This is a genomic window from Pseudomonas sp. Z8(2022), assembly GCF_025837155.1.
GTDB lineage: Bacteria > Pseudomonadota > Gammaproteobacteria > Pseudomonadales > Pseudomonadaceae > Aquipseudomonas.
Genome location: NZ_CP107549.1, coordinates 4079834 through 4103586 on the forward strand (window position 1 = coordinate 4079834; position 23753 = coordinate 4103586).

At 63.6% G+C, this 23753-nt stretch carries 19 protein-coding genes; 8 read left to right on the forward strand and 11 right to left on the reverse strand.

The features are described from left to right. Positions 1-29 precede the first annotated feature (29 nt). The 4 genes from OEG79_RS19325 (at position 30) to rmf (ending at position 4762) form a co-directional block, all read left to right on the forward strand. On the forward strand, positions 30-2357 hold the full coding sequence (locus OEG79_RS19325) for a Tex family protein (RefSeq protein ID WP_264146555.1): 2328 nt from the start codon (positions 30-32) through the stop codon (positions 2355-2357). Continuing rightward, complete coding sequence (locus OEG79_RS19330) at positions 2354-2740, forward strand: PaaI family thioesterase (RefSeq protein WP_264146556.1); 387 nt, start codon at positions 2354-2356, stop codon at positions 2738-2740. The genes OEG79_RS19325 and OEG79_RS19330 overlap by 4 nt, the downstream gene beginning before the upstream one ends. A gap of 102 nt (positions 2741-2842) precedes the next feature. Beyond that, complete coding sequence (gshA, locus tag OEG79_RS19335) at positions 2843-4423, forward strand: glutamate--cysteine ligase (protein ID WP_264146557.1); 1581 nt, start codon at positions 2843-2845, stop codon at positions 4421-4423. 147 nt (positions 4424-4570) lie between these two features. Continuing rightward, on the forward strand, positions 4571-4762 hold the full coding sequence (gene rmf, locus OEG79_RS19340) for a ribosome modulation factor (RefSeq protein WP_264146558.1): 192 nt from the start codon (positions 4571-4573) through the stop codon (positions 4760-4762). Positions 4763-4848: 86 nt separating this feature from the next. On the opposite strand, the gene argA is transcribed toward rmf, so the two are convergent. From argA to OEG79_RS19360, 4 genes are all read right to left on the reverse strand, one after another. Then, the gene (gene argA, locus OEG79_RS19345) at positions 4849-6147 is read right to left on the reverse strand and encodes an amino-acid N-acetyltransferase (protein ID WP_264146559.1); all 1299 of its coding nucleotides are present in this window, start codon (positions 6145-6147) and stop codon (positions 4849-4851) included. A gap of 64 nt (positions 6148-6211) precedes the next feature. Continuing rightward, complete coding sequence (gene argE, locus OEG79_RS19350; protein WP_264146560.1) at positions 6212-7378, reverse strand: acetylornithine deacetylase; 1167 nt, start codon at positions 7376-7378, stop codon at positions 6212-6214. A gap of 112 nt (positions 7379-7490) precedes the next feature. Next, the gene (locus OEG79_RS19355; protein ID WP_264146561.1) at positions 7491-8756 is read right to left on the reverse strand and encodes an inorganic phosphate transporter; all 1266 of its coding nucleotides are present in this window, start codon (positions 8754-8756) and stop codon (positions 7491-7493) included. Between the two features lie 38 nt (positions 8757-8794). Then, a complete protein-coding gene (locus OEG79_RS19360; RefSeq protein WP_264146562.1) occupies positions 8795-9472 on the reverse strand; it encodes a TIGR00153 family protein in 678 nt (225 codons plus the stop codon). Positions 9473-9671: 199 nt separating this feature from the next. On the opposite strand from OEG79_RS19360, the gene OEG79_RS19365 reads away from it, so the two are divergent. Then, positions 9672-11036, forward strand: coding sequence for an inorganic triphosphatase (locus OEG79_RS19365; RefSeq protein ID WP_264146563.1), 1365 nt, complete (start codon positions 9672-9674; stop codon positions 11034-11036). Between the two features lie 121 nt (positions 11037-11157). Here OEG79_RS19365 and OEG79_RS19370 read toward each other — a convergent pair whose 3' ends face one another. The 7 genes from OEG79_RS19370 to OEG79_RS19400 form a co-directional block, all read right to left on the reverse strand. Continuing rightward, entirely contained in the window at positions 11158-12045 is an 888-nt protein-coding gene (locus OEG79_RS19370) for an ABC transporter permease subunit (protein ID WP_264146564.1), read from the reverse strand. A gap of 73 nt (positions 12046-12118) precedes the next feature. Then, positions 12119-13000: an ABC transporter permease subunit gene (locus tag OEG79_RS19375; RefSeq protein WP_264148752.1), complete on the reverse strand. Its 882-nt coding sequence runs from the start codon at positions 12998-13000 to the stop codon at positions 12119-12121. A 23-nt stretch (positions 13001-13023) separates the two neighbouring features. Then, positions 13024-14178 (reverse strand): polyamine ABC transporter ATP-binding protein, encoded by a 1155-nt coding sequence (potA, locus tag OEG79_RS19380; RefSeq protein ID WP_264146565.1) that lies wholly within the window; start codon positions 14176-14178, stop codon positions 13024-13026. Between the two features lie 55 nt (positions 14179-14233). Beyond that, complete coding sequence (locus OEG79_RS19385) at positions 14234-15325, reverse strand: polyamine ABC transporter substrate-binding protein (protein ID WP_264146566.1); 1092 nt, start codon at positions 15323-15325, stop codon at positions 14234-14236. 209 nt (positions 15326-15534) lie between these two features. After that, a complete protein-coding gene (locus OEG79_RS19390; RefSeq protein WP_264146567.1) occupies positions 15535-16632 on the reverse strand; it encodes a polyamine ABC transporter substrate-binding protein in 1098 nt (365 codons plus the stop codon). A gap of 131 nt (positions 16633-16763) precedes the next feature. Continuing rightward, positions 16764-18137 carry an aspartate aminotransferase family protein gene (locus OEG79_RS19395; RefSeq protein WP_264146568.1) on the reverse strand — a complete coding sequence of 458 codons (1374 nt, stop codon included), beginning with the start codon at positions 18135-18137 and terminating at the stop codon, positions 16764-16766. An 85-nt stretch (positions 18138-18222) separates the two neighbouring features. Continuing rightward, on the reverse strand, positions 18223-19581 hold the full coding sequence (locus OEG79_RS19400) for a glutamine synthetase family protein (RefSeq protein ID WP_264146569.1): 1359 nt from the start codon (positions 19579-19581) through the stop codon (positions 18223-18225). A 786-nt stretch (positions 19582-20367) separates the two neighbouring features. Between OEG79_RS19400 and OEG79_RS19405 the strand changes: the two genes are divergently transcribed. The 3 genes from OEG79_RS19405 (at position 20368) to OEG79_RS19415 (ending at position 23701) form a co-directional block, all read left to right on the forward strand. Then, on the forward strand, positions 20368-21747 hold the full coding sequence (locus OEG79_RS19405; protein ID WP_264146570.1) for a glutamine synthetase family protein: 1380 nt from the start codon (positions 20368-20370) through the stop codon (positions 21745-21747). Positions 21748-21928: 181 nt separating this feature from the next. Continuing rightward, positions 21929-22987: an extracellular solute-binding protein gene (locus OEG79_RS19410; RefSeq protein WP_264146571.1), complete on the forward strand. Its 1059-nt coding sequence runs from the start codon at positions 21929-21931 to the stop codon at positions 22985-22987. 72 nt (positions 22988-23059) lie between these two features. Continuing rightward, a complete protein-coding gene (locus tag OEG79_RS19415; protein WP_264146572.1) occupies positions 23060-23701 on the forward strand; it encodes a TetR/AcrR family transcriptional regulator in 642 nt (213 codons plus the stop codon). Positions 23702-23753: the final 52 nt, after the last annotated feature.

Below are 23753 nucleotides of genomic sequence, written 5' to 3' on the forward strand. Positions count from 1 at the left end.
GCCCTGTCGCTTCAGTGGGTAGTTTTCATATGGACAGCATCAACAATCGCATCGCCAACGAGCTGGGCGTGCGCCCGCAACAGGTCGCCGCCGCCGTGGCCCTGCTCGACGAAGGCTCTACCGTGCCTTTCATCGCCCGTTACCGTAAGGAAGTGACCGGTAGCCTCGACGATACCCAGCTGCGCCATCTGGAAGAGCGCCTGCGTTACCTGCGCGAACTGGACGAGCGCCGCGTGGCGATCCTCGCCAGCATCGAGGAACAGGGCAAGCTGACCCCGGAACTCAAGCGCGAGATCGACCTGGCCGACACCAAGACCCGCCTCGAAGACCTGTACCTGCCGTACAAGCAGAAGCGCCGCACCAAGGGCCAGATCGCTCTGGAAGCCGGTCTCGGCGAACTGGCCGACGCACTGTTCAACGACCCGAGCCTGACACCCGAGCAGGAAGCCGAGCGTTTCATCGACGCCGAGAAAGGCTTCGCCGATGTGAAAGCCGTGCTCGAAGGCGCCAAGTACATTCTTATGGAACGCTTCGCCGAAGACGCCGCGCTGCTCGACAAGCTGCGCAGCTTCCTCAAGGACAACGCCACCCTCAGCGCCCGTGTGGTGCCGGGCAAGGAAAACGAAGGGGCCAAGTTCAGCGACTACTTCGAGCACGACGAGCTGCTCAAGGGCGTGCCGTCGCACCGCGCACTGGCGATCTTCCGCGGGCGTAACGAAGGCATTCTCAGCGCCAGCCTGAAGGTCGGCGAAGAGCTGCCGGGCACCCTGCACCCGTGCGAGCTGATGATCGGCGAGCGCTTCGGCCTCGCGAACCAGGGCCGCGCCGCCGACAAGTGGCTGGCCGAGGTGGTGCGCTGGACCTGGAAGGTCAAGCTGTACAACCACCTGGAAACCGACCTGCTCGGCGAGTTGCGCGAGAAGGCCGAGGACGAGGCGATTTCCGTGTTCGCCCGCAACCTGCACGACCTGCTGCTGGCCGCCCCGGCCGGCCCGCGCGCCACCCTGGCGCTCGACCCGGGCCTGCGCACCGGCTGCAAGGTGGCCGTGGTCGATGCCACCGGCAAGGTGCTGGAGACCACCACCGTCTACCCGCACGCCCCGCGCAACGACTGGGACGGCACCCTGGCGATCCTCGCCAGGCTGTGCGCCAAGCATGGCGTCGACCTGATTTCCATCGGCAACGGCACCGCCAGCCGCGAAACCGACAAGCTGGCCGCCGAGCTGATCAAGAAGGTGCCGGATCTCAAGCTGACCAAGGTGATGGTCTCCGAGGCCGGCGCCTCGGTGTACTCGGCCTCGGAACTGGCCGCCCGCGAATTCCCCGATCTCGACGTATCGCTGCGCGGCGCAGTAAGCATCGCCCGCCGCCTGCAGGACCCGCTGGCCGAACTGGTGAAGATCGACCCGAAATCCATCGGCGTCGGCCAGTACCAGCACGACGTGTCGCAGCTCAAGCTGGCGCGCAGCCTGGACGCCGTGGTCGAGGACTGCGTGAACGCCGTCGGCGTGGACGTCAACACCGCCTCCGCCGCCCTGCTGGCGCGTATTTCTGGTCTCAACGCGACCCTGGCGCAGAACATCGTGCAGTACCGCGATGCCAATGGCGCCTTCCGCAGCCGCGCCGAGCTGAAGAAGGTGCCGCGCCTGGGCGAGAAGACCTTCGAGCAGGCCGCCGGCTTCCTCCGTGTAATGAACGGCGACAACCCGCTGGACGCCTCCGCCGTGCACCCGGAAACCTACCCGCTGGTCGAACGCATCGCCCAGGACACCGGCCGCGACATCCGCTCGCTGATCGGCGACTCGGCGTTCCTCAAGCGCCTCGATCCGGCCAAATTCACCGACGAGCGCTTCGGCCTGCTCACCGTCGGCGACATCCTCAAGGAACTGGACAAGCCCGGTCGCGACCCGCGCCCGGAGTTCAAGACCGCCGAGTTCCAGGAAGGCGTGGAGACCCTCGCCGACCTCAAGCTGGGCATGGTCCTCGAAGGTGTGGTGACCAACGTCACCAACTTCGGCGCCTTCGTCGACATCGGCGTGCACCAGGACGGTCTGGTGCACATCAGCGCGCTGTCGGAAAAATTCATCAAGGACCCGCACGAGGCAGTCAAGGCCGGCGACGTGGTCAAAGTCAAGGTGATGGAAGTGGACATTCCGCGTAACCGCATCGCCCTGTCCATGCGCATGGGCGACACCCCCGGCGAGAAGGTCGAGGGTGCGCGTGGCGGCCAGTCACGCGGTGGCAACCGTGGTGGCAACACGCCTCGCAGCGAGCGCCATTCCAGCCATGACAAACCAGCACCAGCCACCGGCGGCATGGCCGCCCTGTTCGCCAACGCCAAGCAGTTGAAGAAATGAGCACGACAGATAACGTAGGCACCGCCAGCGCCTTTTCCCGCCTGCTCGGCCTGGAGTTTCTCCAGGTCGGCGGCGGCGAGGCGCGCGTGCGCCTGACCCTTACCGACGAACTGCGCAACCTGCACGGCAAGCTGCACGGCGGTGCGCTGTTCTCGCTGATCGACACCGCCATGGGCCAGGCCAGCCACAGCCTGAGCAATGGCGAGGCAAGCACCGTCACCCTCGAATGCAAGATCAACTACATCCGCCCGGTTTCCGAGGGCAGCGTGCTGTGCCACGCCAAGGTGCTGCATGCAGGGCGCCGTACCCAGGTGGTGGAAGCCGAAGTACTGCAGGGCGACAAGCTGGTCGCCAAGGCGCAAGGCACCTTCGCCTGCGTGTAATCGGCCGGGCGCGAAGTCGTCTAATGTGGCCATGACATCGCCCCTTGCAGAGTGCGGGGGCGATCCCCATATTGTGGCGACTGCCCAGTTAGGAACTGCATCTTGAGCGATCTTCTCTCCCGCCGCCTGGCCCAGCTCGGCGAGCCGGCCAACCTGCCCCTGCTGGGTGAATGCCTGCACGGCATCGAGCGCGAATGCCTGCGCGTCGATCGCGAGGGTCAGCTGGCCCTGACCCCGCATCCGCAGGCACTGGGCTCGGCACTGACCCATGCGCAGATCACCACCGACTATTCCGAGTCGCTGCTGGAGTTCATCACCGGCACGGCCACCGATCCCGCCGCCACCCTTGCGGAACTGGAAGACATCCACCGCTTCACCTACGACAAGCTCGATGGCGAACTGCTATGGAGCCCGTCGATGCCCTGCGCGCTGCCGGACGAAGAGACCATCCCCATCGCCCGCTACGGCAGCTCCAACATCGGTCGCCTCAAGTACGTGTACCGCAAGGGCCTGGCACTGCGTTACGGCAAGACCATGCAGTGCATCGCCGGCATCCACTACAACTTCTCCCTGCCCGAAGGGCTGTGGCAGTTGCAGCAAAGGAGCGAAGGCAATACGCAGAGCCCGCGCGACTACCAGTCGACACGCTATATCTCGCTGATCCGCAATTTCCGCCGCTACAGCTGGCTGCTGATGTACCTGTTCGGCGCCTCGCCGGCGCTGGACAAGGGCTTCATGCGTGGCCGCCCGCACCATTTGCAGGAGCTGGACGACAGCACCCTGTATCTGCCCTATGCCACCAGCCTGCGCATGAGCGACCTGGGCTACCAGAGCGGCGCGCAATCGGGCCTGACGCCCTGCTACAACGACCTGGCCAGCTATACCGACAGCCTGCGTCTGGCTGTCGGCACACCCTACCCGGCCTATGTCGAGATGGGCACCAAGCGCGGCGACGAATGGCTGCAGCTCAATACCAACATCCTGCAGATCGAGAACGAGTACTACTCGAGCATCCGCCCGAAACGCGTGACCCGCAGCGGCGAGAGACCGATCCAGGCGCTGATGAGCCGTGGCGTGCAGTACGTGGAAGTACGCTGCCTGGACATCAACCCCTTCCTGCCGCTGGGCATCGACGAGGCGCAGGCGCGCTTCATCGATGCGTTCCTGCTGTACTGCGCGCTGGAAGACAGCCCGCTGCTGGAAAACGGCGAGTGCAGCAGCTGCACCAGCAACTTCCTCAAGGTGGTCAAGGAAGGCCGCCGCCCCGGTCTGCATCTGCAGAAGGGCAAGCAGCAGGTGGAACTCAAGGTCTGGGCCAGCGAGCTGCTCGAACGCATCCTGCCGCTGGCCGAACTGCTCGATCGCAGCCAGGGCCGTGGCGTGCATGTCGAGGCACTGGCGCAACAGCAGGCCAAGGTCGCCGACGCGGAGATGACCCCCTCGGCACAGATACTGGCGATTCTGCGTCAGGGCCAGAGCTTCACCGACTTCGCCCTGCAACAGAGCCTGCGCCACGCCGAGTACTTCCGCGCGCAACCGCTCAGTGCGCAAAAGCAGCAGGTCTTCGAGAAGGCCGCGCATGTCTCGCTGGCCGAGCAGGCGGAGCTGGAAGCGCAGCCCAGAGGCGATTTCGACGCCTTCGTCGCGGCCTACCAGGCAAGCATCCTGGCGCTGGCGGTATAGCCGTAGCGCCCAGGGATGGCCCGCCACAAACCGTCGACTCGCTCACAAAGCCAACCAGCGGAGCAAAACCCGGGATAGGCGGCCACTCCCCGGGCCGCCGGGCAAGCTAGCATTGCCGGGTGACTGACGACAGACGAGCAGCGCCCCATGGCCGAAGACGCCACGCCGCAATGGAGCCTGGAGAGCCTGACCAAGGCCTATCAGCAAGGCTATATGGTCGGGCTCACCGGCCAGCCCAGAACCCGCCAGCCCTATCCTGACGAAATCCCTGCAGCAGCCTGGGAGGCCGGCTGGGACGACGGTTTCGAGCAGATGCGCCTGCAGCAGCAGAGCGCCTGAACCCCTGAACGCACCGCAGGAGGGGCTTCAGCCGCGAAGCTCGCGGATAAATCCGCTCCTACGGCTCCGGCATGCTCTCGCCCCGCCTACAAAGCCTTTTCGAACACCTTGGAATTACGCTGGTAGTTGTACAGCGACGCGCGCGCAGTGGGCATGCGCTCGACGGAGCTCGGCTGGAAGCCGCGCTCGCGGAACCAGTGCGCGGTACGGGTGGTGAGCACGAACAGGGTCTTGATCCCCTGCGCCCGCGCCCTGGCCTCGATGCGCGCCAGCAGCTCGTCGCCACGACCGCCATGGCGGTAGTCGGGGTTGACCGCCAGACAGGCCAGCTCGCCGCAGTCGGAATCGGCGATGGGATACAGCGCCGCACAGGCGATGATCAGCCCTTCGCGCTCGACGATGCTGAACTGCTCGATCTCGCGCTCCAGCACTTCCCGTGAGCGACGCACCAGAATGCCCTGCTCTTCCAGCGGTCTGATCAGCTCGATCAGCCCGCCGACATCCTCGATGGTCGCCTCGCGCAGCGACTCGAACTGCTCCTGCGCCACCAGTGTGCCGTTGCCGGTACGGGTGAACAGCTCGCTGAGCAATGCCCCATCGGTGGCGTAGCTGACGATATGGCTGCGCTTGACGCCGCCACGGCAGGCCTCGGCGGCAGCATCGAGCAACTCGCCCTGATAGTTGCTACCCAGGCGCGCCAGATGCGCCGGCACCTGCTGCGGACGCAGCTCGCGCACCAGATTGCCGCTCTCATCGAGCAGGCCGTCCTCGGCACCGAACAGCAGCAGCTTGTCGGCACCCAGGTCGATGGCGGCGCGGGTAGCGACGTCCTCGCAGGCCAGGTTGAAGATTTCCCCGGTGGGCGAATAGCCCAGCGGCGACAACAGCACGATGCTGCGTTCGTCGAGCTGACGGTTGATGCCCTTGCGGTCGATGCGCCGCACTTCGCCGGTGTGGTGATAGTCGATGCCATCGAGCACGCCGATCGGCCGTGCGGTGACGAAGTTGCCACTGGTCAGTCGCAGACGCGAGCCCTGCATCGGCGAGGCGGCCATGTCCATCGACAGGCGCGCCTCGATGGCGATGCGCAGCTGGCCAACGGCATCGATCACGCACTCCAGGGTCTGCGCATCGGTGATGCGCAGGTCGCGATGATAGTGCGGCGTCAGACCGCGGGCAGCGAGACGCGCCTCGATCTGGGGGCGCGAACCGTGCACCAGCACCAGGCGCACGCCAAGGCTGTGCAGGAGCACCAGATCGTGGACGATATTGGCGAAGTTCGGGTGGGCAACACCCTCGCCCGGCAGCATGACCACGAAGGTGCAGTCACGGTGGGCGTTGATGTAGGGCGAAGCGTGGCGTAGCCAGTTGACGTAGTCGTGCATGAGCAATCCATTAACGTAGAGACGTAGGACGGCAGGGCCGTCATGTTCGGTCGGCAGGTCGGTCTCATCGTCGCAGCACGTCTTCGCTCCGGGTCAGGCAGTAGTGTTGGATCAGTTGGCGCAGCAGCGCCACGGTTGGTTCGATACGGGCCAGTTCCAGGTGTTCCCCTGGCTGGTGCGCGCAGTCGATATCGCCAGGGCCGAGCACCAGCGTCTCGCAGCCAAGGCGCTGAAGATAAGGCGCCTCGGTGCCGAATGCCACTGCCTGCGCGCTGTGTCCGGTAAGACGCTCGGCCAAGCGCACCAGCTCGGCATCGGCGTGCTGCTCGAATGGCGGCACTTCAGGGAACAGCGGGCCATAGTCGATGCGCACCTGATGCTTGAGCGCCAGCGGCTGCAACTTGCCACGAATGGCCTCGCGCAGCTGCTCCGGGTCCATGCCCGGCAGCGGGCGCAGGTCGAACTCCAGCGCACACTGGCCGCAGATGCGGTTGGGATTGTCGCCACCATGGATGCAGCCGAGGTTCAGCGTCGGCTGCGGCACGCCGAACTGCGGGTTGTTGAACTCACGCTGCCACTGTGCGCGCAGGCCGCGCAGCTCACCCATCACATCCTGCATGGCTTCGAGCGCACTGTGACCGAGCGCGGGGTCGGAGGAATGGCCGCTGCGCCCGAGGATATCGATGCGCTCCATCATCACGCCCTTGTGCAGGCGAATCGGTTTCAGGCCGGTCGGCTCACCGATCACCGCCGCCCGCCCGAGCGGCCGGCCGGCGTCAGCCAAGGCACGTGCGCCCGCCATCGAGCTTTCCTCGTCGCAGGTGGCGAGGATCAGCAGCGGTTGCTGGAAAGGCTGATCGAGCAGCGGCCGCACAGCCTCGATGACCAGGGCGAAGAAGCCCTTCATGTCGCAGCTGCCCAGGCCCACCCAGCGGTCGCCCACTTCGGTCAGCTTGAGCGGGTCGCTACGCCACAAGGACTCATCGAACGGCACGGTGTCGCTGTGCCCGGCCAGCACCAGCCCACCCGGCCCGGTTCCGCGACTGGCCAGCAGGTTGAATTTGCCCGGTGTGACCTGCTGGATCTCGCAGGTAAAGCCCAGCTCGCCCAGCCAGGTGGCGAGCAGATCGATCACTGCGCGGTTGGACATATCCAGAGAGGGCTGGGTACAGCTGACCGAGGGCGCGGCGATCAGTGCCGAGAATTGCTCGCGAAGTGACGGTAATGGCATGGCTCGGCTCTCTCGGTGCGGCAGGCCATCATAACAACAAGAGCGCCCGGCCAGGCCAGCCCGGAAACGAAGAAGCCCGGCACAGGCCGGGCTTCGCTGGCACGCGATGCGATCAGAGGAAGACCAGCATCATGATCTCGAAGTAGATGATCGCCAGGACCGCGCCGACCGGCAGGGTGACCACCCAGGAGGTGAAGATCTTGCCCACTACCGACAGGTTCAGCGCGCCGATACCACGCGCCAGGCCGATACCCAGTACCGCCCCCACCAGAGTGTGGGTAGTGGAAACCGGCAGGCCGATGCCGGACGCCGCGACCACGGTACCGGCAGTGGCAAGTTCGGCGGCGAAACCGCGGCTCGGGGTCAGCTCGGTGATGCCCTTGCCGATGGTGGCGATGACCTTCCAGCCATAGGTAGCCAGGCCGATGACGATACCGCAGGCGCCGAGCAGCAGCACCCAGCCGGGAACCGCGGATTTGCCACCGATGGCCATGTCGCCACCAGCCTCGATCACACCCACCACCGCGGCCAGCGGGCCGACGGCGTTGGACACATCGCTGGCACCGTGGGCGAAGGCCATGGCGCACGCGGTGAAGATCATCAGAACCGCGAAAACCTTCTCGACGCTGGCAAAGTGAAAGCTCTTGTTGGCTTCGGCATCGACCTTGATACGCGTGAGCAGGAGGATACCGATAGCGGCAACAACCAGGCCGACCAGGCACGCCAGCAGCACGGAGCCCGAAGTGGTGAAATGCAGACCAACGTGCTTGAGACCCTTGGTGAAGGTCATAAGCGCCAGCATGAAGCCGGTCAGGAACATGTACACCGGCACCCAGCGCTTGGCATTGCGGAACGGATCTTCAGTGTCCATGATCAGCCATTGCACGCTCTTGAACAGACCGAAGGCGATAAGTCCAGAGAGGAAAGGCGTCACTACCCAGCTGGAAACGATCGGCACCAGACCACCCCAGTTGACCGCATCCACCGAGACACCAACGGAAGCGAAACCGATCAACGCACCAACGATGGAGTGCGTGGTGGATACCGGCCAACCACGCAGCGAGGCCACCAGCAGCCAGGTGCCGGCGGACAACAGCGCCGACATCATGCCCAGCACGAACAGGTCAGGCGGAATGGCGGCACTGTCGACGATACCGTTCTTGATGGTTTCGGTGACCTGTCCACCAGCCAGATAGGCCCCGCAGAACTCGAATACCATGGCGACCAGGATCGCCTGCTTGATGGTCAGCGCCTTGGAGCCGACCGAGGTGCCCATGGCGTTGGATACATCGTTTGCCCCCACGCCCCACGCCATGAAAAAACCAAAGCAGCAGGCGAGCACGAGGAGTACGAAGCCGTATTCCGCGACAAGAGTCATAGAAAATTACCTGTGGATTCCTGAATGGCAGCTGGCGACTAGCGCGCCAGCAGTTGTTCCAGTCGGTTGCCGACACGCTCGGCACGGTCGGCGACGTCGCCAACCCAATCGATGATCCGGTAGAGGAACATCACATCAACGGCGGGTAATTCCTTTTCCAGCTTGAACAGGGTGCGACGCACCTCGATCTGCTGACGATCAGTGTCGTGCTCGATATCCTCGAGCTCTTCGACCATGCGTTGCACGAGGGTGGCCTCACGGCCACCGAAACCGGTTTCCAGCAACTCATCCAGTTCATTCATGGCTTTCAGCGCCTGGGCACTGGCGTCCACGCAACGCTGTACATAAGCCAGCATCAGCGGCTGCAGCGCGGCGGGGATGGTCATCTGCCGGCCAAGCATAAGCCCGGCGATGTCCTTGGCACGGTTGGCCACCTTGTCCTGCACGCTGAGCAGCTCCAGCAGATCGGAGCGTGGCACCGGCAGGAACAGGCTCTTGGGCAGGTGCATACGCACGTTCTTCTTGAGCTTGTCGGCCTCGCGCTCCAGGCGCACCATTTCTTGCTGAACCTGCTCGACACGCACCCAGTCTTCGGCCATAACCGCCTCGAAGAACGGCACCAGATTGGCCGCGCATTCGTGTGCCTTGGCAATGTGCTGTTGCATCGGGCCGATAGGAGAGCGGCCGAACAGACTGACGAAGGGATTGGTAGGCATAGGGTTGCCCCTGGCTGAAAAGAGTCGGCAAGTATACGGGGCGTCCCTAACGCCTACCAGCGTATGTCATCAGTTCGTCACATTTCTGTACATTCGGCGCTACGGCCTGACAGCGCACGACCTTTGCTCTAACCTTGTGCGCCCGGAGCACCGCCCCGCCGAACTCCGTCCTCTACCGCTGCTGCGAGCCGTCATCGCGATGAACAAAGAAACCGAAATCAAACTGCGCGCCAGCCGTGCCACGCTGGCTGCCTTGCGCGAGCATCCGCTGCTGAAGAAACGCAACAAGAGCGGCTGGCAGCGCGCGGAGCTGTTCAACCAGTACTACGACACGCCGGATCGTGAACTGGCCGGCGCCAAGGTCGCCCTGCGCATCCGGCGCGACGGTGAGCAGTTCATCCAGACCCTGAAAAGCCGGGGCCAGAGCGTTGCCGGCCTGTCCGAGCGCAACGAATGGGACTGGTACCTGAGCAAGGCCAAGCTCGACCTGAAGAAACTCGACGACAGCTGCTGGCCGGCCAGCCTGGCCGAGCTGGACAAATCGAGCCTGCAGCCGCTGTTCAGCACCGATTTCGTCCGTGAAAAGGCCGAGATCGCCTGGGGCCGAGGCAAGGCCAAAGTGGTTATCGAGGCAGCTCTGGATCTGGGCAAGGTGATCGCCGGCGAAGGCGAGGAAGAGATCTGCGAGCTTGAACTGGAACTGCGCCAGGGCGAACCCGCCGCACTGCTGGAGCTGGCCTGCGAGCTGGCCGCCGAACTGCCGCTGATGCCCTGCGACATCAGCAAGGCCGAGCGTGGCTATCGTCTGTTCGATGCCGGCAGCTACAGCCTCAGTCTGCCGGCTCCCGAACTGAACGCCGAAATGAGCCTGGACGATGCCTTCGCCGCCCTCGCCTGGCATCTGCTGGGCGCCAGTCAGCGCCTGGCCGAGCAGTATCGCTGGAATGGCCACTGGAGCCTGTTGCAGCAGTGGCTGGAACAACTGATCGACCTGCGCGCCCTGCTCGCCAGCCTCGGCCAGGCCGCGCCACGTGCCAGCTCGCGAGAGCTGCGCGAAGCACTCGACGCCCTGCTCGACGATTGGCGCCCGCGCCTGGCGGCTGGCCAGAACGACGACAGCATGCGCCACAACGCGCCCGCCTTGTTCGCCGCCGAACTGGATGGCTGCCGCTGGGGTCTGCTGTCGCTGAAACTGTCGCACTGGCTGCTACAACGCAGCTGGACTGCAGAGCGCAACAACCGTGGCAACCGCCAGGGCAACGCAGCGCTGGGCAACTGGCTGCCGACCCTGCTGGGCGAGGAAGGTGCCGCCCTGCAACTGCGCCGCTACCAGCAGCAACCGGAAGACCTGGCCGAGCAGATGCCGCGCCTGGAGCGCCTGCTGGTCTGGCTGCGCCTGGCTCGCGGCACGCTGGAAGTCCCCGAGGTCGACCGCCTGTATGGCGAGCTGAACAAGCTGTACGGCCTGGCCCAGCAGCCACTGGACGAAGAAAAGCGCCAGCTGCGCGCGACTCAGACGCAGATCGTGAGCAGCCTCAAGGCCTGGAAGGTGCTGGTGAAATAACGGCTGGGCCTCACAACCTTCGCGGCTGAAGCCGCTCCTGCAGATCGCGGTATCGCCCCGATCAGTGACACCATGAAAAAACGGGCCCCGAGGGGCCCGTTTTTGCTTTCAACCAGAAGCCTTAGTTGCTGCTGGCGCTGCGACGGCTGTCGATGACCTGCTGCCAGGACGGATTGGTGGTCTCGTCCATGGCCTGCTGCATGGCCTTCTTGCGCTTTTCCTCGGCACGATGGGCGAAGAACCAGGCCAGGAAGGTGGCGAACGACACCGCCAGCAGGATCAGGCTGGCCACTGCGTTGATCTCCGGCTTAACCCCCAGACGCACGGCGGAGAAGATTTCCATCGGCAGGGTGGTGGAACCGGGACCGGACACGAAGCTGGCCAGCACCAGGTCGTCCAGCGACAGGGCGAAGGACATCATGGCGCCGGCCGCCAGCGATGGCGCGATCATCGGCACGGTGATCAGGAAGAACACCTTCCACGGCCGCGCACCCAGGTCCATGGCCGCCTCTTCGATGGACATGTCCAGCTCACGCAGGCGCGACGACACCACCACCGCCACGTAGGCCGAGCAGAAGGTGGTGTGGGCGATCCAGATGGTGGTCATGCCGCGCTGCATCGGCCAGCCGATCAGCTGCGCCATCAGCACGAACAGCAGCAGCAGCGACAGACCGGTGATCACTTCCGGCATCACCAGCGGCGCGGTGACCAGGCCACCGAACAGCGTGCGTCCCTTGAACTGGGTGATGCGGGTCAGCACGAAGGCCGCCAGGGTGCCCAGCGCCACCGCCGCGATGGCGGTGTAGCAGGCGATCTCCAGCGAGCGCATCACCGAATTCATCAGCTGGGTGTTGTCCAGCAGGCCGACGTACCACTTCACCGACCAGCCACCCCACACCGTTACCAGCCGCGAGGCGTTGAACGAGTAGATTACCAGGATGACCATGGGCAGGTAGATGAAGATCAGACCGACCCAGAGCATGATGCTGGAGAAACTGAAACGCTTCATGGGCGGCCCTCCAGCTCTTTGGCTTGGTTACGGTTGAACAGGAACGATGAGGGCACGATCGAAAAGACAGTCGTCATGGTCTGCCCTCCAGTTCTTTCGCCTGGTTACGGTTGAACAGGATGATGGGCACGATCAGGATCGCCAGCATCACCACAGCCAGGGCGGAAGCCACCGGCCAGTCGCGGTTGTTGAAGAATTCCTGCCACAGCACCTTGCCGATCATCAGGGTCTCCGGACCGCCGAGCAGCTCGGGGATGACGAACTCACCGACCACCGGGATGAACACCAGCATCGAACCGGCGATGATGCCGTTCTTCGACAGCGGCACGGTGATCTTCCAGAAGTTGTTGAAGTTGCTCGACCCCAGATCGGACGCGGCCTCCAGCAGGCTGAGGTCGTGCTTCACCAGGTTGGCGTACAGCGGCAGGATCATGAACGGCAGGTACGAATAGACCACGCCGATGTAGACCGCGGTGTTGGTGTTGAGAATCTGCAGCGGCGAATCGATCAGGCCGAGCCCCATCAGCACGCTGTTGAGCAGGCCGTTGTTGCCGAGGATACCCATCCAGGCATAGACACGGATCAGGATCGCGGTCCAGGTCGGCATCATGATCAGCAGCAGCAGCACGGTCTGATGCGACTTCGGGGCCCGGGCGATGGCGTAGGCCATCGGATAGCCGATCACCAGGCACAGCAGGGTGCTGAAGAACGCCACCTTCAACGAGCCAAGGTAGGCCGACAGGTACAGAGCATCCTCGGAGAGGAAGATGTAGTTGCCGAAGTTCAGCAACAGGGTCAGCTTGTTGTCCACCCACTGGTAGATTTCGGTGTACGGCGGGATCGCCACGTCGGCCTCGGCGAAGCTGATCTTCAGCACGATGACGAACGGCAGCAGGAAGAACAGGAACAGCCAGAGGAAGGGTATGCCGATTACGACATGCCGCCCTCCGGGCAGATAGCGCATCAGTTTGCTCGGCTTCATGATTGCAGTACCACGCCGCTGTCATCTTCCCAGTACACCACCACCGGATCGTCCCAGGTCGGACGCTTGCCGCGGCGCTCGGCGTTGGCGATGAAGCACTGCACGATCTGCCCCGAGGTGAGCTTGACGTGGTACACCGAGTGGCCGCCGAGGTAGGCGATGTCATGCACGTGGCCACGGCTCCAGTTGTAGTCCGGGTGCTCGTGATCTTCCGGCAGCGCGGTGGCCATCAGCAGCTTCTCCGGACGCAGCGCGTAGCTGACGGACTTGTTCTCGGCGCGGGTACTGACGCCGTGGCCGATGTAGATCGGCTTGTCCAGATGCGGGCATTCGATGATCGCGTGGTCGGCCTCGTCGCTGACGATCTGGCCGTCGAACAGGTTGACGCTGCCGATGAATTCGCACACCAGGCGGCTGGTCGGCGTCTCGTAGATGTCCACCGGGCTGCCGGTCTGGGCGATCCAGCCCAGGTGCATGATGGCGATGCGCTGGGCCATGGTCATGGCCTCTTCCTGGTCATGGGTCACCATCACGCAGGTCACGCCGACGCGCTCGATGATCTCCACCAGCTCCAGCTGCATCTGCGAACGCAGTTTCTTGTCCAGTGCGCCCATCGGCTCGTCGAGCAGCAGCAGCTTGGGACGCTTGGCCAGCGAACGGGCCAGGGCCACGCGCTGACGCTGACCGCCGGAGAGCTGATGCGGTTTGCGCTTGGCGTACTGGGTCATGTGCACCAGCTTGAGCATCTCGGCCACGCGCTCGTCGATCTCGGCCTTGGGCAAGCCGTCCTGCTTCAGACCGAAGGCGATGTTGTCGGCCACACTCATGTGCGGGAACAGCGCGTAGGACTGGAACATCATGTTGATCGGGCGCTTGTACGGCGGCATGTCGGTGATGTCGACACCGTCGAGGATGATGCGCCCCTCGGTGGGCTTCTCGAAGCCGGCGAGCATGCGCAACAGTGTGGACTTACCGGAACCTGAGCCGCCGAGCAGGGCGAAGATCTCGCCCTTGTTGATGGTCAGCGAGACGTCATCGACTGCCACGGTCTCGTCGAACTTCTTGGTAACCCGATCGATCTTGACCAGCACCTCTTTCGGTGTCTGATCCCCCTCGAGGGCTTTTTTGTAGGCGCTGGAGGCAACAGCCATTTAGGAAAACTCCCGGAAAAGATTGCGCCCGACCCCTGCGGCCGGGCAGGAACGATTACTGACCCGACTTGACCTTGGTCCAGGTACGAGTCATCAGGCGCTGCACGCGAACCGGCAGCTCGGCGGAGATATACAGCTTATCCAGCACCTCTTGCGGCGGGTAAACGGACGGATCGTTGCGCACTTCCTCGTCCATGAACTCGTCCGCCTTGGTATTGGGGTTGGCATAACCGACGTAGTCGCTGACTTCTGCGATCACCTCGGGGTCGAGGAGGAAGTTGATGAAGGCATGCGCCTGCTCGGTCTTCGCCGAGTCGGCGGGGATCGCCATCATGTCGAACCAGAGGTTGGCGCCTTCCTTGGGAATGCTGTAGGCGATTTCGATGCCCTTGCCGGCCTCTTCGGCGCGGTCGGCGGCCTGCAGGATGTCGCCGGAGAAACCGGCCGCCACACAGATGTTGCCGTTGGCCAGATCGCCGATGTACTTGGAGCTGTGGAAATAGGTGACGTAGGGGCGCACCTCCAGCAGCTTGGCCTCGGCCTTGGCGTAGTCGTCGGGGTTGGTGCTGTTGGGGTCCAGGCCGAGGTAGTTGAGCACGGCCGGGATCATCTCATCGCCGGAATCGAGGAAGGCGACGCCACACTTGCTGAGCTTCTGGATGTTCTCCGGCTCGAACAGCACCGCCCAGGAGTCGATCTCGTCGACACCGAGCACGGCCTTGATCTTCTCGACGTTGTAGCCGATGCCGTTGGTACCCCACAGGTAAGGTACGGCGTACTGGTTGCCAGGGTCGTTGGTTTCCAGCTGCTTGAGCAGCGCCGGATCCAGATTGTCCCAGTTCGGCAGCTTGGAGCGGTCCAGTGCCTGGAAGGCACCGGCACGGATCTGCTTGCCGAGGAAATGGTTGGAGGGCACTACCACGTCGTAGCCGCTGCGGCCTGCGAGCAGTTTGCCTTCGAGGGTTTCGTTGGAGTCGAAGACGTCGTAGATCGGCTTGATGCCGGTTTTCGCCTCGAACTTGGCGAGCGTCTCTTCGCCGATGTAATCGCTCCAGTTGTAGATGTGCACCGTCTGCTGGGCCAGGGCGGCTCCACTCAGGGTAGCGGCTGCCAGGGCGATCAGTGTCTTGGGCAGGGTTACTCGCACAGTTTCATCCTCGCTTTGGTGCGCCGCTCAAAAAGGCGCGGCACTTTATAGGAAAACGCGTTGGGAATCAGCGACCGCCAGATCAGGCCGCACCGGTACACCTCAAGGCTCTCGGCCTGAATACGCGCACATCAATGGCCATCGTGGCCCTGTAAAGAGTTCCTGAGAAACCTGGCGGGCACGCCCGCCAGGCCATACTGCAACGTCGATCAGCGACCGGACTTGATCTTGGTCCAGCTGCGGGTCATGTTGCGCTGCACACCTGCCGGCAGGTCCGGGAAGGTGTAGATCTTCTTCAGCACTTCCGGCGTCGGGTAGACGCCCGGGTCGTTGCGCAGGGCTTCGTCAGCCAGTGGAACGGCCGCCGCGTTGCCGGTGGGGAACTGGGTGAAGTTGCCGATCTCGGCGATCACTTCCGGACGCATCAGGTAGTCCAGGAAGACATGCGCGGCCTCGACGTTCTTGGCGTCCGCCGGGATGGCCAGCATGTCGAAGAAGCTGCCAGCGCCTTCCTTCGGAATGTTGTAGCCGACTTGTACGCCGTTGCCGGCTTCCTCGGCGCGGGACTTGCCCTGGTAGATATCGCCCGAGTAGCCGACTGCGACGCAGATGTTGCCGTTGGCAAGATCGGAGATGTACTTGGAGCTGTGGAAGTAGGAAATCGACGGACGAACGCTGAGCATCAGCTCTTCAGCCTTCTTCAGCTCCTCGGTGTTGCTGCTGTCCGGGGCGTAGCCCAGGTAATGCAGAGCGGCCGGCAGGATTTCGGTTGGCGAATCAAGGAAGGACACGCCGCAGGACTTCAGTTTTTCCATGTTTTCCGGCTTGAACACCAGGTCCCAGGAATCGACCGGCGCACCTTCACCGAGCACCGCCGTGACCTTGTCGACGTTGTAGCCGAGGCCAATGGTGCCCCACATGTAGGGGATCGAGTACTCGTTGCCCGGATCGCTCGGCTCCAGCGCCTTGAGCAGGTCGGTGTCGAGGTTCTTCCAGTTGGGCAGCTTGGACTTGTCCAGCTTCTGGAATACGCCGGCCTTGATCTGCTTGGCGAGGAAGGGGTTGGACGGAACCACTACGTCGTAACCGGAGCTGCCGGCCAGCAACTTGGCTTCCAGCACTTCGTTGCTGTCAAAGACGTCGTAGACGACCTTGATGCCGGTTTCCTTCTCGAAATTGGCCAGGGTGTCAGGTGCGATGTAGTCGGACCAGTTATAGACGTGCAGCACCTTGTCGTCAGCCTGAGCAGCGCCTGCCACGGCCGCAGCCAGGGACAACGCGAGAAGGGTCTTGCCGAATGTTTTCATGCGTACAGCTCCTGTTGTTGTGTCGATATTCCAGAGGTCGCGCAGGCGGTTCGAATCAGGCCGGCTCGCGTACTCTGGCGCAGTCTGGCAAGGTCATGGCACCGCTGACAACTTTCCGTGACAGCGGCGTCTCAGACCGTCAGGTCACGCAGGGTCAGATCCAGGCACTTGCGTGCTTTCTCTACCAGTTCATCCACTTCCGCCTGGCTGATCACCAGCGGCGGCGCGATGATCATGGTGTCGCCCACCGCGCGCATGATCAGACCGTTGTTGAAGCAGTGGCCGCGGCAGACCATGCCCACACCCACCTCGCCCGGGAAGCGCGTGCGCGTGGCCTTGTCCTGCACCAGTTCGATGGCACCGAGCATGCCGACACCACGCACTTCACCCACCAGCGGGTGATCCGCCAGCTCACGCAGACGACTCTGCAAATACGGTGCCGTTTCCGTTTTCACCCGTTCGACGATGCCTTCTTCCCTGAGAATGCGCAGGTTCTCCAGGCCCACCGCAGCGGCCACCGGGTGGCCGGAATAGGTGAAGCCGTGGTTGAAGTCGCCATGCGCCTCGATCACCTCGAACACCTTGTCGCTGACGATCAGCCCTCCCATCGGCACATAGCCCGAGGTCAACCCCTTGGCGATGGTCATCAGATCAGGCTTGAGGTCGTAGTACTGGCTGCCGAACCACTCGCCGGTACGGCCGAAACCGCAGATCACCTCGTCGGCAACGAACAGGATGTCGTATTTGTCGAGGATTTCCTTGATCCGCGGCCAGTAGGTTTCCGGCGGGATGATCACGCCACCGGCGCCCTGAATCGGCTCGGCAATGAACGCGGCAACATTTTCTTCACCCAGCTCGAGAATCTTCTTCTCCAACTGGTCGGCGGCCCAGATGCCGAACTCTTCCGGCGACTGTTCGCCACCCTCGCCGAACCAGTACGGCTGCGGGATATGGGCGATGCCCGGAATCGGCAGGTCGCCCTGCTCGTGCATGAACTTCATGCCGCCGAGGCTGGCGCCGGCCACGGTGGAGCCGTGGTAGCCGTTCTCGCGGCCGATGATGATCTTCTTCGCCGGCTGGCCCTTGCACGCCCAGTAGTGGCGCACCAGGCGCAGCATGGTGTCGTTGCCTTCGGACCCCGAGCCGGTGAAGAACACGTGGTTCATGCCGGCCGGCGCCAGCTGGGAGATGGCGTGGGCCAGCTCCAGCACCGGCGGATGGGCAGTCTGGAAGAAGGTGTTGTAGAACGGCAGCTGACGCATCTGCCGGGCAGCGGCCTCGACCAGCTCCTCGCGGCCATAGCCCACGGCCACGCACCACAGGCCGGCCATGCCGTCGAGGATCTTGTGGCCCTCGCTGTCCCACAGATGCACACCCTTGGCCTCGGTGATGATGCGCGGACCGCTCTCGGCCAGCTGCCTGTAATCACTGAACGGTGCCAGGTGATGGGCCTGACTGAGGGCCTGCCACTGGGCGGTTCTGGGGTTGCTCGCTTGCTTGTTCATTACCAACACCTTGCTAACACGCAGCACCCTCGGCGCTACGCAAAGATTCTTGGCAGCGGCCGCGCCAGGCGCGGCCGCCAGCCTTTTACACCGACAGCAACAGGAACTCGCGTTCCCAAGAGCTGATCACGCGCTTGAAGTTCTCGTGCTCGGCACGCTTGACCGCGACGTAGCCACGGATGAACTTCTCGCCGAGGAACTTCTCGGCGTCCTTGCAGGCTTCCATGCGCTCCAGCGCGCTCTCGATGGTCACCGGCAGGCGCAGATTGCGGCGCTCGTAACCACGGCCCTTGACCGGCGCGCTGGGGTGCACGCCGCCGACCATGCCCATGTAGCCACACAGCAGGCTGGCCGCCAGCACCAGGTACGGGTTGGCGTCAGCGCCGGCCAGGCGGTTTTCCACACGGCGGTTCTGCGGGCTAGCCTCGGGCACGCGCAGGCCCACGGTGCGGTTTTCCTCGCCCCACTCCACGTTCACAGGCGCCGAGGTATCGGGCAGGAAGCGGCGGAACGAGTTGACGTTGGGCGCGAACAACGGCAGCAGTTCGGGGATGTACTTCTGCAGACCGCCGATATGGCTGAGGAACAGCTCGCTCATGGTGCCGTCGGCATTGGAGAAGATGTTCTTGCCGGTCTTGATGTCCACCACACTCTGGTGAATGTGCATGGCGCTGCCCGGCTCATCGGTGATCGGCTTGGCCATGAAGGTGGCCGCCACGTCGTGCTTGAGCGCGGCCTCGCGCATGGTGCGCTTGAACACCAAGATCTGGTCGGCCAGGTGCAGGGCGTCGCCGTGGCGGAAGTTGATTTCCATCTGCGCCGGGCCCTCTTCGTGGATCAGGGTATCCAGATCCAGGCCTTGCAGTTCGCACCAGTCGTACATGTCTTCGAACAGCGGGTCGAACTCGTTGGCGGCGTCGATGGAGAAGCTCTGACGGCCGGTCTCGGGACGGCCCGAGCGGCCTACCGGAGCCACCAGCGGGAAGTCCGGGTCGCTGTTGCGCTTGGTCAGGTAGAACTCCATCTCCGGCGCGACGATGGGCTTCCAGCCCTTGTCGGCGTACAGCTGCAGGACGCGCTTGAGAATGTTGCGCGGCGACAGCTCGATGGGATTGCCCTGCTTGTCGAAGGTGTCGTGAATCACCATCGCGGTCGGCTCGATGGCCCACGGCACGAGGAATACCGCATCGGCATCGGGGCGGCAGAACATGTCGATGTCCGCCTCGTCCAGGAGGTCGTAATAAATGTCGTCCTCGACGTAGTCGCCGGTCACGGTCTGCAGCAGCACGCTCTCGGGGAGGCGCATGCCCTTCTCGTCGAGGAACTTGTTGGTCGGCGAGATCTTGCCGCGGGCAATGCCGGTCAGGTCGCTGATCAGGCATTCGACTTCGGTGATTTTGCGTTCTTTCAGCCAGCTCGTGAGCTGGTCTAGCTTGGTACTCATAGAGACCTCAGGGTTGTAGAACCTGCATTGAGTTATAGCGGGTTCAGCGTTGCCCCGCCCTCTCCCTGCAAGCCTCACCAAAGGCCTGGAAGAAGGCGAGATATTCGTGTGGATGCTACCCGGGGTGTGGCACCTCCGGCACCTGACATTTCACTCCAACGCAATAAAATCGCTCGGCGCGGCCGACGCTCATGGAGCTGTCTATCTCGCGGCATCGCGCGAGCCCGGCGGAACCAGGGCGTGATCCGCACATTGCAGGACACGGGCCAGGGAGCACGCCGGACAGCGACGCACGACGTCGCACGCTATCGTGCAGGGAATGCAATGAACGAGAAGGCAGGACGCGCGGCACGGCAGCCGCAGAGCGAGGATGTTGCTGCTTCGCAGCGGCAGGGCTCATGGCCACGCGAGCCTGCAAGGTGTGCAGGTTCGCCTCGCGGATGCGGGAAGAGGCGGTATGACCGTTGGTCCTGACACAAGCGCTGACGCCGATGGTCGGCAGGCAAAACATGAGACACCCGTATTATTGCTGTTATGGGTTTCAACCGAGCTTAGCCTTGTTCATTTTTTTACACAATAGGTCTGTAAAAAATCGAACACACCCTGCTGAGCACCCTGAAACATCAGTGCCTGGACCATTCTGAAAGGCCCTGAAATGCCCCAAAAATGGCCGTCATGCCCCACTACAGGGCACCATGCGGCCAGCTTGACAGTAAAGTGCGTTTCGGATTGACTCACACCCATGCAGTCGCATGATTGATATATTTAACAAAAAGGTGTTGCATCATGTCGGTACCCCCGCGTGCCGTTCAGCTTAACGAAGCGAACGCGTTCCTTAAGGAACATCCTGAGGTCCAGTTCGTCGACCTTCTTATTGCAGATATGAATGGCGTGGTGCGTGGCAAGCGCATCGATCGGAACGCCCTGCACAAGGTGTACGAGAAAGGCATCAACCTACCCGCCTCGCTCTTCGCCCTTGACATCAATGGCTCCACCGTCGAAAGCACCGGCCTCGGCCTGGACATCGGCGATGCCGACCGTATCTGCTTCCCCATCCCCAATACCCTGTGCAACGAACCCTGGCAGAAGCGCCCGACCGCGCAGCTGCTGATGACCATGCACGAGCTGGACGGCACGCCTTTCTTCGCCGACCCGCGCGAGGTATTGCGCCAGGTGGTACAGAAGTTCGACGAACTGGGCCTGCGTATCTGCGCAGCCTTCGAACTGGAGTTCTACCTGATCGACCAGGAGAACGTGAACGGCCGCCCGCAGCCGCCGCGCTCGCCGATCTCCGGCAAGCGCCCGCACTCCACCCAGGTCTATCTGATCGACGACCTCGACGAGTACGTCGACTGTCTGCAGGACATGCTCGAAGCCGCCAAGGAACAGGGCATCCCGGCCGATGCCATCGTCAAGGAAAGCGCCCCGGCGCAGTTCGAGGTCAACCTGCACCACGTCGAAGACGCCATCAAGGCCTGCGACTATGCGCTGCTGCTCAAGCGCCTGATCAAGAACATCGCCTACGACCATGAGATGGACTCCACCTTCATGGCCAAGCCCTATCCGGGCCAGGCGGGCAACGGCCTGCACGTGCACATCTCGCTGCTGGACAAGAAGACCGGCAAGAACATCTTCGCCGCCGAAGATCCGCTGGAGAACACCTCGCTGCGCCATGCCGTCGGCGGCATCCTCGACACCATGTCCGCGTCGATGGCCTTCCTCTGCCCCAACGTCAACTCCTACCGCCGCTTCGGCGCACAGTTCTACGTGCCCAACGCGCCGAGCTGGGCACTGGACAACCGCACCGTGGCCGTTCGTGTACCCACCGGCAGCGCTGACGCCGTACGTATCGAACACCGCGTGGCAGGAGCAGATGCCAACCCGTACCTGATGCTGTCGTCGATCCTCGCCGGCATCCACCACGGCCTGACCAACCAGATCGAGCCGGGCGAGCCGATCGAAGGCAACGCCTACGAGCAGCTCGAACCCAGCCTGCCGAACAACCTGCGCGATGCCCTGCGCGAGCTGGACGACAGCGAAGTGCTGAACAAGTACATCGATCCGAAGTACATCGACATCTTCGTCGCGTGCAAGGAAGCCGAGCTGCAGGAGTTCGAGACCACCATCTCCGACCTCGAGTACAACTGGTACCTGCACACCGTGTGACCCCCGGAGAAAGCCGGCCGCAGAGCCGGCTTCTTTATGCCTGTCCAAACTGCCAACCGACCGTTCCGGTGCTCTGCGCCGGGGCCAGCGGTTCGCCGTATGGCGACTCCGCTGACATGAATCAACCACCGGCGGCGAAGGCCACCGGATACTGTTGTCTTCATCCATCAGGGAGCTACTCATGCAACGCGTCATTGCCGCCGTCCTGCTTGGCCTCTTCTCCGGCCTGACACAGGCCGCCGACAGCATCCGTGTCTACAACTGGAACGACTACATCGCACCGCAGGTACTGGAGAGCTTTACCCGCGATACCGGCATCGAGGTCGAGTACCACACCTTCGCCAGCGCTGAAGAGCTGGCCGCCGCACTGCAAAGCGGCCAGCCCATCGACATCGCCGTTCCCTCGCACAATGAGCTGCCCGGACTGATCACCAGCGGCCGCATTCGCCCGCTGGACTTCGGCCTGCTGCCCAACCGCAAGCACCTGGACAAGCAGCTGCTGAGCAAGCTGGCCGCGGTCGACCCGCAGAACCAGCACGCCGTTCCCTACCTGTGGGGCGCGGTCGGCCTGGCAATCAACACGCCGCAGGCCGAAACGGCCTATGGCGGGCCGCTGCCCAACAGCTGGAGCCTGCTGTTCGACCCCGAGCAGAGCCGGCGCCTGGCCAGTTGCGGCATCAGCGTGCTGGATGCACCGGACGAAACCCTGTCGCTGCTGCTCAACTATCAGGGGCGCAGCCTCGCGCGCAGCGCACCGAGCCGGATAGAACGGGCCGGCGGCGTGCTCGAGGCCCTGCGTCCGAACCTGCGCTACGTCGACAGCGAACGCTATATCGAAGACCTCAACAACGGTCATCTGTGCCTGGCCATGGCCTGGGTCGGCGACGCCCTCGCCGCCGCACAGGCCGGACAGCCGGTAAGCTTCGTTGTCCCCGATGAAGGCTCGGTACTGTTCATCGACAACCTGGTGATTCCGGCCAATGCCAGCCGTCCGGATCTCGCTCACCGCTTCATCGACTACCTGATGCAGCCGCAGGTGATCGCCCAGATCACCGCAGAGACGCTCTACCCCAACGGCAACGCCGACTCGGCCCAGTTCATCGACAGCGCCCTGCTGGCCCAGCCCGGCCTCTATCCGGATCAGGACACCAAGCGCCGTCTGTATCCGCTGGAAGTCCTTTCGCAGAAGCATGCTCAGGTCCGCAGCGACGTCTGGCAGCGCTTCCGTGACGATAGCTGATGGCTACGGCGAGGCTTGCCTCGCCGGCGCCGACTGACGTCCAATAGCGCCTCGCCCACCGAGGAGCTCCCCATGTCGCGCACCGCCAGTCCCCGCAAGCCGCGCGCCAGCAGCCAGGCGAGGATCGCCGGCATCCTCGCTGCCGCCCGCGAACTGCTGGCCGAGCAGGGCATGGCCAGCCTGTCGATCTACACGGTGGCCGAGCGCGCCGGGATTCCGCCTTCGTCGGTGTATCACTTCTTCGCCAGCGTACCGGCCCTGCTCGAAGGGCTGACGGCCGACGTACATGCAGCCTTTCGCGCCAGCCTGCTGGAGCCGGTCGAGCATGCCGCCCTGCGCAGCTGGCACGACCTCTCGCGACTGGTCGAGCAGCGCATGCTGGCCATCTACGAAGCCGATGCCGCTGCGCGTCAGCTGATCCTCGCCCAGCACGGTCTGGCAGAAGTCACCCAGGCCGATCACCAGCACGATCTGGAGCTGGGGCGACTGATGCACGCGCTGTTCGACCGCCACTTCCCCCTGCCGCAATTGCCGACAGATATCGACGTATTCAGCCTGGCCATGTCCCTGGGCGATCGCGTCTATGCCCGTTCGGTGCAGCTGCACGGCCAAATCACCCCACGCCTGGCCGAGGAAGGCATGCGCGTGTTCGATGCCTACCTCGGCCTGTACCTGCCAGCCTGCCTGCCAAAACGCCCGACGCCGCGGGACTGATCCGCAGCGCCCGCACCTCTCGCCCATCTTCGGCCACCTTGCATGGCGCTAG

What these genes read in the sequence shown, in the direction of transcription:
- OEG79_RS19325 (WP_264146555.1), top strand. Translation starts at nt 30, where the DNA reads ATGGACAGCATCAACAATCGCATCGCCAACGAGCTGGGCGTGCGCCCG.
- OEG79_RS19330 (WP_264146556.1), top strand. Translation starts at nt 2,354, where the DNA reads ATGAGCACGACAGATAACGTAGGCACCGCCAGCGCCTTTTCCCGCCTG.
- rmf (WP_264146558.1), top strand. Translation starts at nt 4,571, where the DNA reads ATGGCCGAAGACGCCACGCCGCAATGGAGCCTGGAGAGCCTGACCAAG.
- argA (WP_264146559.1), bottom strand. Translation starts at nt 6,147, where the DNA reads ATGCACGACTACGTCAACTGGCTACGCCACGCTTCGCCCTACATCAAC.
- argE (WP_264146560.1), bottom strand. Translation starts at nt 7,378, where the DNA reads ATGCCATTACCGTCACTTCGCGAGCAATTCTCGGCACTGATCGCCGCG.
- OEG79_RS19355 (WP_264146561.1), bottom strand. Translation starts at nt 8,756, where the DNA reads ATGACTCTTGTCGCGGAATACGGCTTCGTACTCCTCGTGCTCGCCTGC.
- OEG79_RS19360 (WP_264146562.1), bottom strand. Translation starts at nt 9,472, where the DNA reads ATGCCTACCAATCCCTTCGTCAGTCTGTTCGGCCGCTCTCCTATCGGC.
- OEG79_RS19365 (WP_264146563.1), top strand. Translation starts at nt 9,672, where the DNA reads ATGAACAAAGAAACCGAAATCAAACTGCGCGCCAGCCGTGCCACGCTG.
- OEG79_RS19370 (WP_264146564.1), bottom strand. Translation starts at nt 12,045, where the DNA reads ATGAAGCGTTTCAGTTTCTCCAGCATCATGCTCTGGGTCGGTCTGATC.
- potA (WP_264146565.1), bottom strand. Translation starts at nt 14,178, where the DNA reads ATGGCTGTTGCCTCCAGCGCCTACAAAAAAGCCCTCGAGGGGGATCAG.
- OEG79_RS19390 (WP_264146567.1), bottom strand. Translation starts at nt 16,632, where the DNA reads ATGAAAACATTCGGCAAGACCCTTCTCGCGTTGTCCCTGGCTGCGGCC.
- OEG79_RS19395 (WP_264146568.1), bottom strand. Translation starts at nt 18,137, where the DNA reads ATGAACAAGCAAGCGAGCAACCCCAGAACCGCCCAGTGGCAGGCCCTC.
- OEG79_RS19400 (WP_264146569.1), bottom strand. Translation starts at nt 19,581, where the DNA reads ATGAGTACCAAGCTAGACCAGCTCACGAGCTGGCTGAAAGAACGCAAA.
- OEG79_RS19405 (WP_264146570.1), top strand. Translation starts at nt 20,368, where the DNA reads ATGTCGGTACCCCCGCGTGCCGTTCAGCTTAACGAAGCGAACGCGTTC.
- OEG79_RS19410 (WP_264146571.1), top strand. Translation starts at nt 21,929, where the DNA reads ATGCAACGCGTCATTGCCGCCGTCCTGCTTGGCCTCTTCTCCGGCCTG.
- OEG79_RS19415 (WP_264146572.1), top strand. Translation starts at nt 23,060, where the DNA reads ATGTCGCGCACCGCCAGTCCCCGCAAGCCGCGCGCCAGCAGCCAGGCG.